The sequence below is a fragment of the Chitinophaga sp. CF118 genome (assembly GCF_900112615.1).
GTDB lineage: Bacteria > Bacteroidota > Bacteroidia > Chitinophagales > Chitinophagaceae > Chitinophaga.
In genome coordinates this window covers 43379-54126 of record NZ_FOMK01000001.1, presented here as the reverse complement: position 1 = coordinate 54126, position 10748 = coordinate 43379, and the positions used below count along the sequence as shown (strand labels likewise).

The following is a 10748-nucleotide window of genomic DNA, read 5'->3' as shown; positions in this document are numbered from 1 at the left end:
TATTGAAACAATATGCAGTTATTAGCGCTTGTGTTTAAAAGAAGAGTGAGGATTTTTATTATGCTTGTTTTACTGGGACTCAGTGCCGGAGGTATTCATGTCTGGCTCCTGGTGATGATTAATAAAACACTGAACGGGTTAATGGAAGGAGAGAAAGCAAATCTTGCTTTCCTTCTTTCCGCCCTGGGTTTATTGTTGATATACCTGGTACTTAACAGAGTATTGTCAGGTATTACCATTCGTTTTTCCCAGCAGATTGTACATGACATTCGCATGCAATTGATACGTTCGGGATTGCGATCTGGTTATCATGACATGAAAGAAAAGCAGGAATTATTGTATGTGGCCGTTACAAAAGATGTGCTGGCCGTTTCGCACGCCGCGCTATCATCTATTGTACTGGTAACAGCTATTGTAACAGTGATCGGTTGCCTGATCTATCTGGCTTATCTCTCTTTTATTGTACTGATTTTTATAGCGCTGGTTGCTTTTTCCGGTGTAGGTATTTTTATGCTGGGCTCCCGTACCAATCTTAAATATCTGCAAAATGCAAGGGAAAGTGAAGATGTATTGTTTCATCATATCCGGCAGGTGATTGATGGTTTCCGGGAAATAAAAATTAATCCTGCTAAAGGTGATGCATTGGTAGAAGGGCCTTTACAGGAGGAATCCCTGCGCAATTATGAAAATGCCAGCAAGGGATTTACAGGTTATTATAATAATAATCTCATCAGCCAGTTTTTATTTTATGTGGCATTGATAAGCTTACTCTTCCTGGGAGGTACATGGTTGAATATCCCGGCTCCTGTACTAATGAGTTGTATTATCGTAACACTCTACCTGGTAGGGCCATTAGAGTCCATTGCAGGTTTAATGCCTGATTTAGGAGCCGGTAATATTGCGGCAGTGCGTTTGGATGATTTACTACGTTCATTTGAAGAGAATGAAAAACCAGTAACAGAACAGGTATTACCGCCATTGCAGCATTTGGAGTATCAGTCGGTTCGTTTTGAATACCGCGTTTCAGAAACAGGTTTTTCGCTGGGACCAATAGATTTTGAATTGAAGAAAGGGGAAGTTGTTTTTATCTATGGTGGTAACGGTAGTGGTAAAACGACTTTGTTGCATATAGTGTTGGGATTGTTGCAGGCACAGGAAGGAAAGCTCTTTTTGAATGGTGAAGAGATTGTTTCAGGTGAAATTCCCAATACTTTATTTGCTCCTGTATTTTCCGACTTTCACCTGTTTGACCGCTTATATGGTATTGGTGTAATTGACAAGGAACGGGCAAACCGTTATTTGAAGTTATTTGAACTGGAAGATAAAATATCTATCGAAACAGACCGGTTCTCTTCACTGAAACTCTCTACCGGACAAAGAAAACGTTTGGCCTTTATTGCAATATTACTGGAGAACCGGCCGGTGTTGTTACTGGATGAATGGGCAGCAGATCAGGATCCTGCTTTCAGGGCTAAATTTTATCTGAAGATCATTCCAATATTAAAAGAGGAAGGGTTTACTATTCTTGCCATCACACATGATGACAAGTATTATGAAAGGGCAGATTCATTATACAGGATGGAATCCGGCGCACTAATAAAAGAAAAATAATCATTAATTAAGTTGAGACCATAAAAGAATTTATTATGAATGGAAAGCTATTGTATCTGAAACCCAATTTAGTAATGGAGCCTCTTGTGGACCGCTGGTATGCATGGAGTCACCTTATCTCTCCGGCTACTGCGGCTATGAATATCACGGGCAGGCATATGACTATTATGGAGTCTTATCTCATGGCGCCACAATTGCATGCTGAGGCTGTATTGAATCCGAAATTGCGAGGCGGACCTTTTATGGATATTCCGGTACAGAGAGTGAACGAAGTAAAAGCAGTGCAGGATGAAACGTTGGCGAATCAGCAACCGCTGATTAAGTTTTCAAAAGCTATTAAGGAACTGGATAAATTGTTACAGGACGAAGGGAAAGGATTTTCACTGGAATCATTGTATGCGAAAGTACCTGAACCATTGAAAGGTTTTGTGGAGTTATATTATGACCGTCATAACAATCCGGGATTCAGATTTTTTGAACCTTTATTGTATGAAAGTGAATTGTATAATAAGCAATCGCAAAGTATTGCGCTCTGGATTACGAATAATGATCATCGTCCTTTTTGTTTAAGTACACCCCGACTGAATGAGCCGGATGTTTTACATCTGCAGATTCCATTTGATCATCCGGGAATTGATGAACTGGCCAGGATGAAACGTACTCCACGGTCATTGGAATATATCAAGGGATTATTGGGAATATCTGATAGTGAGTCTCCGTTATTTGAAACGTTCTTTACAGAAACTCCTCCTCCTGTTTATAATAAATATTTGGGTGATAAAGTGAGGATGCGTTATTTCGGGCATGCCTGTATCCTGGTGGAAACAAAAGATATCAGTATCCTGGTAGATCCGCTGATCAGCTATTACGGTTATGATTCTGAGGTGGCACACTTCTCTGATGGGGATCTTCCAGATGTAATTGATTACGTGTTAATCACCCACAATCACCAGGATCATATATTGTTTGAAACGCTGCTGCCGCTGCGTCATAAAATCAGGAATATTATTGTTCCTCATACGAATAGTGGTAAACTGGAAGATCCGGGACTGAAGCTGATGTTTAACAATATCGGGTTTGATAATGTAACAGCTATCGATGAAATGGAAACTGTTAAGTTTTCCGATGCGGCTATCACAGGACTTCCTTTCACAGGTGAGCACAGTGATATGAACATCCTTACAAAGGCTTGTTATTTTGTACAGATCGGTAATTTTAAACTGGTGTTCCTGGCGGATTCAAGAATCGTGGAATCTGCTTTATACAAAAGGATTCACAAGATAGTTGGTAATCCTGATGTAATGTTCCTGGGAATGGAATGTGATGGCGCTCCGCTTTCCTGGCTGTATGGTCCGTTGCTTACCAAGAAACTATCCAGGGAGCAGGATAACAGCCGTCGCTTGTCGGGATCGGATAGTGAAAAGGGAATCTCACTGATCAATATCTTTAATCCTAAGGAGGTTTATGTGTATGCAATGGGACAGGAGCCCTGGGTAGAGTTCATCAGCAGTATTAAATATACGGATGAGTCTAATCCTATTATCCAGTCGAATAAACTGATTGCATATTGTAAAGAGCGTGATATTATTGCGGAGCGTTTATTTGGAGAGAAAGAGTTATTGTATGATAAAGCGGTAGAGGTAATGGTTTAATAGTATTTGCCAGATTGCTGATGATCAATAAATACGCTGTATCTGCCTGTTTTTTAATTTAGCTTGAGATAAGATTTTAGATCAGATCTTTATTTTACTTCAGCTAAGCATCACGCAGATAAGGTGTATTTATTGATCATTAACAATTGCGCTCTGTCAGCACATTATATTTTAGTCATAGTATTGGCAATAATCAGCCCCGTGTCCATACGGTAGTTCTGCCAAAGAGGGTAATGCCGATGTAACCCTTTATTTGCAGGATTTCGCCTTTAAATTTCATCACACAGCTATATGTTTTTCCACTTTTGGGATCATATATCTTTCCTCCTTCCCATTCCCCGTCATCGTAAGTGAAATTTGTAAGTATTACAAGATTGATCAGAGGTCTGCTCTTCAGTTTTGGATCAGGGTTTTTAATGTCGGTCCGGGTTGGTTTACCTTCAGCATCAAAGATATTTTTCCCCCAGATTATTTTCCCGTAGTATTTATTCCCTGTTTTATAGATCTCTACTTTTGCATCTTTTTCCTCATTCAGCCAGATGCCTAAAACTTTATCCGCAGTTGTATTTTGTGCAAACATTTTGCCTGTTGTAAACAGGAGGGTAATCAGAATAAAAGCTATTCTCTTCATGGATGTAATTTTAGAGTAAATTATGATATTTTTTGGATAGGAAAATAATAAAAAAGGACTGTATTCTGCTTTTGAGAATACAGCCCCAGAATGGACAAGTAATATAGGTTAGATGGGAGCGGTAACTACCCTGGGCTGGTGAGAGCGGGTATTTGCTTCTGCATCGTGAATGGCGTATACTGTTTTTATAATAGCATCCGGTGTAACTGAAATGGAGTCTATTCCGGCTGCTACCAGTAGTCTTGTTAATTCGGGGTAGTCGGATGGTCCCTGACCGCAAATACCCACTTTAACATTTTTCTTTTTGGCAGCAGTAATCAGCATATTGATCATTTTCAGTACAGCTGGATTTCTTTCGTCATAAAGAGGAGCTACGAGTGATGAGTCACGATCCAGTCCCAGTGTTAGTTGGGTAAGGTCATTAGAACCTATGGAGAAGCCATCTATATGATCAGCAAATTCTTCCGCCATAATAATGTTGGACGGAATTTCGGCCATGAGATATACTTCCAGTCCGTTTACACCGCGTTCCAGATCATATTCTTTCATCACATCTAATACGCGCAGTAGTTCAGGAACGGTACGACAAAAAGGAATCATCACCACTACATTGGACAAGCCCATTTCTTCCCGTACTTTTTTGATAGCCATACATTCAAGTGCGAATGCCGGTTTATATTTTTCAGAATAATAACGGGAAGCACCTCTCCATCCAATCATTGGATTTTCTTCTACCGGTTCAAAGTATTTACCACCCAGCAGGTTATAGTACTCGTTGCTTTTGAAGTCGGAGAATCTCACAATTACCTTATTGGGATAAAATGCACTTGCTATTTTAGAAACGCCATATGCCAGTTTGGTGATGAAGAAATCTTCTTCATTTTTATATCCTTTTATCAGTGTATTTATTTCCGCTGTTAATGCCGGATCCTGCAATGTTTTGTGATTCAGCAGCGCAAGCGGGTGGACTTTAATGTAGTTGTTGATAATGAACTCTTCCCTGGCCAGACCAACACCTTTAGCAGGCAGATTAGAAAAACGGAATGCCAGTGAAGGAGAAGCTACATTGAGCATGAGAGGAGTTCTGATAGCGGGCAGTTCGTCCAGATTTATAAAATCTTCTGTAAAGGGGAGAATGCCATCATAAATAATTCCTTCGTCGCCTTCCGCACAACTGGCAGTTATTTCCTGACCAGCAGATAAGAGTTCTGTAGCATTACCGCAACCAACAATAGCCGGGATACCCATTTCGCGGGCAATGATAGCCGCATGACAGGTTCTTCCTCCTTTATTGGTAACGATGGCAGCCGCTAATTTCATGATAGGCTCCCAGTCGGGGTCAGTCATATCTGTTACGAGTACATCACCTGGTTTAAACACTATGCCCTCAGTAATTCTTTTGTCGAGCGAGAAAAGAATATTCACTTTACCGGCACCTATTTTATCGCCTACAGCTATACCTTTTAACAATTTCTTTCCGGCTGTAGCAGCAGAATCAATTGTATAGGAGGTAATGGACTTATGATCTTTCTGGGAGTGAATTGTTTCAGGTCTTGCCTGTACAATATAGAGTTCATTTGTTAATCCATCTACCGCCCATTCGATGTCCATCGGGCACCATTTCTCTTTTAATGTAGAGTAGTATTGTTCTATTTTGCATACCCAGTTTGCAAGCAGTAATATGTTGCCTTCATCAAGACAAAAACTATTCTGATGTGTTTTTTCTATAGGAATTATTTTTGTTCGCTGATCGCTGCTTTCACCATATACCATCATTTTATCCTTCACCCCCATCCGCTTTTCAATGATAGCGGAATAACCCTTTAACAGTGCAGGCTTGAATACAATGAATTCATCCGGTGATACCGATCCCTGTACAACCATTTCTCCCAGACCATATGATCCGTTAATGACTACTACATCTTTAAATCCGGATTCTGTATCCAGGGAGAAAGCTACACCGGAAACACCGAGATCGGATCTTACCATTTTCTGTACGCATACAGAAAGACCTATATTAAAATGATCATATCCGAAGGTGGCTCTGTAACTGATAGCGCGGTCGGTGAACAGAGAGGCAAAGCAATTACGTACGGCATCTATAAGCGCCGCAGGACCTCTTACATTCAGGAAGGTTTCCTGTTGGCCTGCAAATGAAGCATCGGGTAAATCTTCTGCTGTGGCAGATGATCTTACGGCCACATCGGTATACTCCTGATCGTATTCTTTTGATAATGCTTCGTAAGCAGATATAATCTCTTTGCTTAGTTCATGAGGGAATTTTGTATTACTGATAGCTTGTCTGATCTTTAAACCGGCCCTCCTTAATGTAACGAGATCGTTAAAGTTAACGCTGGCCATTTGCTCTTCTATGAGCTGTTTAAGACCACTTAACTGCAGGAACTGGAAGTAAGCTGTAGTGGTAACTGCAAACCCTGATGGGATTCTGATACCTGCTTCAGATAGGTTTTTGATCATCTCTCCGAGAGAGGCACACTTACCTCCCACCAGCGCTATATCTGAAATATTTAATGCATGCAGGGGCAGTATTATGCGTGGATCCATAAAGCTATTTTGTTTTGGTGAGTCGTTGCAAGGTCATCATAATTGTTGCAGAAAATTGCTGCGCCGAAAACAAAACTGAAAAGAGGGGCGATAGCAGATTTTTTTTCTTATCAATAAGCTTTGTGTACATTTAATAAAAGAAATTATACACCATGAGTTTCTTACCTGATAAAACGGATCTCTGTATCCTCGATCTTTTGCAGGATGACGCCCGGCTTACAAATAAAGAAATTGCTGCGGGGCTGGGTAAATCTGTAACATCGGTTTTTGAAAGGATCAGAAAACTGGAAACAGAAGGATACATTCAGCGCTATGTTGCCATTCTGGATAAAGCGAAGCTGGGAAAACACCTGATGGCTTATTCCACTATTACTTTAAAGGAGCACCGGCACGATGTTCTGGTAGATTTTGAGATGAAGATAAAGGCCTTCCCCGAAGTGCTGGAATGTTACAGGGTGAATGGAAGCTCCGATTATCTTTTAAAAATACTGGTGGCAGATATACAGGAGTTTGAATTGTTCAGCTCGAACAAATTATTAAAGATGGACTATATTGGTAAGATCCAGAGTCTGTTTGCTATAGCGGAAGTAAAACATGAAACATCGTTATGTTTAAAAATAGCGCAGATAGTTTCGGGAAAATAAGTAGGGGATAGGCCCCGTTAAACTGACCTTATATTATTAAAAGGTCCATTTTATGAAAAAACTGATATATTCTCTTTTTGCATGTTTCGTATTGAATGCGGTGGTTTTTAATCTGCCGGATCATAAGAGATAGGTACCTGTATCTGGGAACCTCTTAATACCTGGGAAGCAATTTTTGATAAGCAGGGTAAGTCAAATGATCTACTGAATATCTATGATGAACTACAACATTTATTTTGATACTCTTTCATCCTAAGTATCCATTCAGTTGTTTCTATGATTTGACAGCAACTCGATTATGAAAGATATTTTTACGTAACAGGGGATTAGGTGATTATTTCTTGGTTGTCACCTAATATCAATCTATTCCTTAGTAGTAGATTTTAGTTTATCCGTAGAGGGGATTGTTTTTACTTTCCCTTCCTTTTTTTTATCTGAATTCCATCAGAAGGATTCCTGCGAAAGCCAATAATGTAAGCAACAGATTTACCTGGAGATGTTTATACCAGCCCATACGGGTGAACAAACCTCCGCAAGGGCATGGATAACGGTCATACACCTGGTATACTGCGCCTGCCACATACAGTGTAAAGGCAAACATCAGCAAGAAGGAGGCATACATTCCTAATAGCCTTGTTTTTGTAAACAGCAATAGCCAGATCGTGGTTAACTGGGCAAGAGGTAATACCCAAAACAGTATGCTACCAACCCATTTTGGGAATACCTGCTGCATCAAACTTTGCCTGAACTTCCTGGTATCGCTCAATTTAGAATAGGTGGCATAGGTCCAAAGGGAAATGAGTATTACGCTTATCAAGATGATGAAAAAATTCGCAATCATATTTATTCGGGTAATTTTTCGACTAACATATTTTTGCAAGAATCATAGGATCTCCCTTTTTATTTCTTGTAGCATCTATCCATTGCATATTCATTTACATAAGCAAAAGTTAGCAGGTTAGATTTTGTTATAACAGGATTATATAGATTTATCTTTTTCAGCCCTTCTTAATGTCAATTTCCTTATAAAAATTCGTTTTCAGTTATGAATTTGTGCAAGGGGAATTATGCTAAACCGTCCTTTCTTACTGCCAGCTGATATAAACCGTTTTGTTTTTTATTATTCCGGGATTACATACATTCGTTTCCAACATACATATTATGACTGCTGCACATTATTCGGACAAAGCACATCTCTGGTCACTGGACCCCAAAAATACATTTCTAAATCATGGTTCATATGGAGCAGCACCTGTTGCCGTTCTGGAAGAACAATCAAGACTCAGAAAACGGATGGAGGCGGAACCTGTCAGTTTTATGAAACGTGAACTGGAGCCGCTGTGGGATAATGCACGGGAAGAAATTGCAAAGTTTATTGGTACCACAGCCAGTAATCTCGTTTTTGTGAAGAATGCTACAATGGGGGTAAACACCATTTTTCACTCACTCGATTTTAATCCAGGAGATGAAGTGCTCACTACCAGTCATGTGTATGGTGCCTGTATGGAGGTGTTAAAATACTATGAGGGAAAAAAGGGATTTACTATTAAAGTGGCGACAGTACCTTTTCCTTTAAAGGATGAAGATGAAGTGGTGGATGCATTGAAAAATGAAATAACAGACCGTACAAAATTACTGTTGATAGACCATATTACTTCTGTAACGGGCACTATTTTCCCATTGGAGAAAATCCTGCTGCTGTTTAAGCAAAGAGGGATAGAAGTATTGGTTGATGGAGCGCACGCAATCGGGATGCTGGACCTTGACATAGATAAACTGGGGGCTGATTATTATGTAGGGAATTGTCATAAATGGGTATGTTCTCCAAAAGGATCTGCTATATTATATGTACATCCTTCCAGGCAGGAAAAGATAAGTCCTTTACAAATCAGTTATCACTATGATCTGTCTGACGAGTGGGCAAAAAAGTTTTTCTGGAGTGGAACCGATGACCCCACCGCATACTTATGTGTACCCACTGCTTTGCAGCAGATGAACGACCTGTATGGTTCCTGGGAACTGCTAAGGAAACATAACAGGGATTTGACACTAACAGCAAAACAATACCTTGAAAAGGAATTGGGGACAACGCCCCCAATTCCTGATAATATGATAGGAAGTCTTGCTAATATTTACCTGGGTAAAGGAGTTTTGTCTGCTAAGGGGTTTAACTATATCCATCCTTTGCCGGAAGTTCTTTTCTCTGCTTATGGTATTGTAGTTCCTGTAATGATCTTTCCTAAACATGACCCTCAATTATGGATCCGTATTTCGGTACAGGCATATAACCATATCAGCCAGTATGAATACCTGGCAGCTGCTTTAAAAGAATTGGGCTATTTTATATAATGGCTTCGTAAGGCACTGTTCCGTTTGAATAATTTATATTCAGGAATGAGATATGCCAATGTCATGGTGATGAATAATATAAAAGCGAGAATTGACCAGAAGATCAAAGAGAAATAAAGACAATTTAAGAGTATACAGACTAAGAATAAATTTGGATTGATAGGTAGAACTTTGTTGAGTATGGGACGAATCTTATCTAGTATTTTATATTGAAGACTGGGATTATACCAAAGTTGTGTAAGATATAAAGTGGTATGAAATAAAGTATCGAATAATAGGCAGATTAGTCCGGTAAATAAAATATTAGGATTATTTGTTTCTTTGTATAAACCAATTGTTATTCCAACAATTAAACAAAACATTGAAGTATAATGTACTATATGTTCTGTTGTGTGTCCATATGAAGACTCTTGTTTAGTGAATCTTGCCAATTCACCATCTGAACAGTCTAATATGTAGTGAAAGATAATCAACCCGGCAGCGATTAATCTATTAGTTAGTGATAGATTATCTGCAAGCAGTGCTGATGCTCCTAATAAGCATAAGAGCCATAGGAAAGTTAATGTAGTCGGTTTAATTCCTAGCCGGAAAAATATATATGTAAAATGATAGGATATTAAACGGAATAGATTTATTATTAACACGGGTGATTTTTTCGATGATAGTCTGGCAATCTCAGATTTAATACTTTCACGATCGCCTAGTTTTTCTTCTATGGAATATTTGTCTGCTGGATTGCGAACCAATTTCATCTCTTCATTAGGAATAGTTTGGATAGTGAGAATGTAACCATTCCATAATTTGAAGAAATCACCGTATCCTATTCTTGTAAATTCTCCTACTGAAGATAAATAAGTAACTCCCAGATCATCTGCCTTGACAACAAGAATGCATCTTTCTGGCCATTGAAGAGTAGTTAAAAAAAAGTAATTATTTAGTAATCTGAACTGCTCTTCTTTTATTTGTTGAATCTGATTGGGAATGCCCCAATCGGAGAAACACTTGGATATACTCTGAAAAGAAGGAAAATCTTCTTGGATCTTCAAACAATATAATAATTCATCAAATTTATTATACGCAGTAAATCCGCTCAGGCTTAAGTGGCTGGTTATAACATTATCTATCATCGAATAGTTAATGTCATTGTCAGGATAAGGTACTGTTTCGTTATAGGCATTTTCTGTTTTTGTATTTGTAGCAGAATTTTCTGTTAACATATGGGCGGGTTTTGTATGGTGAAAAAGTACCTAAAATTATTTTATCTCACTGCATTTTTATAGCATACGAATTATGATT

At 39.0% G+C, this 10748-nt stretch carries 8 protein-coding genes; 4 read left to right on the top strand and 4 right to left on the bottom strand.

What is annotated here, in order from left to right:
- Positions 1-12 precede the first annotated feature (12 nt).
- Entirely contained in the window at positions 13-1611 is a 1599-nt protein-coding gene (locus tag BM176_RS00190) for a cyclic peptide export ABC transporter (RefSeq protein WP_090098351.1), read from the top strand.
- A 35-nt stretch (positions 1612-1646) separates the two neighbouring features.
- Positions 1647-3263: an MBL fold metallo-hydrolase gene (locus tag BM176_RS00185; protein ID WP_090098349.1), complete on the top strand. Its 1617-nt coding sequence runs from the start codon at positions 1647-1649 to the stop codon at positions 3261-3263.
- A 193-nt stretch (positions 3264-3456) separates the two neighbouring features.
- On the opposite strand, the gene BM176_RS00180 is transcribed toward BM176_RS00185, so the two are convergent.
- Complete coding sequence (locus tag BM176_RS00180; RefSeq protein ID WP_090098347.1) at positions 3457-3894, bottom strand: DUF2147 domain-containing protein; 438 nt, start codon at positions 3892-3894, stop codon at positions 3457-3459.
- 108 nt (positions 3895-4002) lie between these two features.
- A complete protein-coding gene (gene ppsA, locus BM176_RS00175) occupies positions 4003-6459 on the bottom strand; it encodes a phosphoenolpyruvate synthase (RefSeq protein ID WP_090098345.1) in 2457 nt (818 codons plus the stop codon).
- A 152-nt stretch (positions 6460-6611) separates the two neighbouring features.
- On the opposite strand from ppsA, the gene BM176_RS00170 reads away from it, so the two are divergent.
- A complete protein-coding gene (locus BM176_RS00170) occupies positions 6612-7103 on the top strand; it encodes an Lrp/AsnC family transcriptional regulator (RefSeq protein WP_090098343.1) in 492 nt (163 codons plus the stop codon).
- 430 nt (positions 7104-7533) lie between these two features.
- Here BM176_RS00170 and BM176_RS00165 read toward each other — a convergent pair whose 3' ends face one another.
- Entirely contained in the window at positions 7534-7944 is a 411-nt protein-coding gene (locus BM176_RS00165; protein ID WP_090098341.1) for a MauE/DoxX family redox-associated membrane protein, read from the bottom strand.
- A 320-nt stretch (positions 7945-8264) separates the two neighbouring features.
- Between BM176_RS00165 and BM176_RS00160 the strand changes: the two genes are divergently transcribed.
- Entirely contained in the window at positions 8265-9452 is a 1188-nt protein-coding gene (locus tag BM176_RS00160; protein WP_090098340.1) for an aminotransferase class V-fold PLP-dependent enzyme, read from the top strand.
- On the opposite strand, the gene BM176_RS00155 is transcribed toward BM176_RS00160, so the two are convergent.
- Complete coding sequence (locus BM176_RS00155; RefSeq protein ID WP_090098338.1) at positions 9440-10669, bottom strand: CDP-alcohol phosphatidyltransferase family protein; 1230 nt, start codon at positions 10667-10669, stop codon at positions 9440-9442. The genes BM176_RS00160 and BM176_RS00155 overlap by 13 nt on opposite strands.
- Positions 10670-10748: the final 79 nt, after the last annotated feature.

Excerpts from the sequence above, each read along its gene's own strand:
- BM176_RS00190 (WP_090098351.1), top strand. The coding sequence starts at position 13 with ATGCAGTTATTAGCGCTTGTGTTTAAAAGAAGAGTGAGGATTTTTATT.
- BM176_RS00185 (WP_090098349.1), top strand. The coding sequence starts at position 1,647 with ATGAATGGAAAGCTATTGTATCTGAAACCCAATTTAGTAATGGAGCCT.
- BM176_RS00180 (WP_090098347.1), bottom strand. The coding sequence starts at position 3,894 with ATGAAGAGAATAGCTTTTATTCTGATTACCCTCCTGTTTACAACAGGC.
- ppsA (WP_090098345.1), bottom strand. The coding sequence starts at position 6,459 with ATGGATCCACGCATAATACTGCCCCTGCATGCATTAAATATTTCAGAT.
- BM176_RS00170 (WP_090098343.1), top strand. The coding sequence starts at position 6,612 with ATGAGTTTCTTACCTGATAAAACGGATCTCTGTATCCTCGATCTTTTG.
- BM176_RS00165 (WP_090098341.1), bottom strand. The coding sequence starts at position 7,944 with ATGATTGCGAATTTTTTCATCATCTTGATAAGCGTAATACTCATTTCC.
- BM176_RS00160 (WP_090098340.1), top strand. The coding sequence starts at position 8,265 with ATGACTGCTGCACATTATTCGGACAAAGCACATCTCTGGTCACTGGAC.
- BM176_RS00155 (WP_090098338.1), bottom strand. The coding sequence starts at position 10,669 with ATGTTAACAGAAAATTCTGCTACAAATACAAAAACAGAAAATGCCTAT.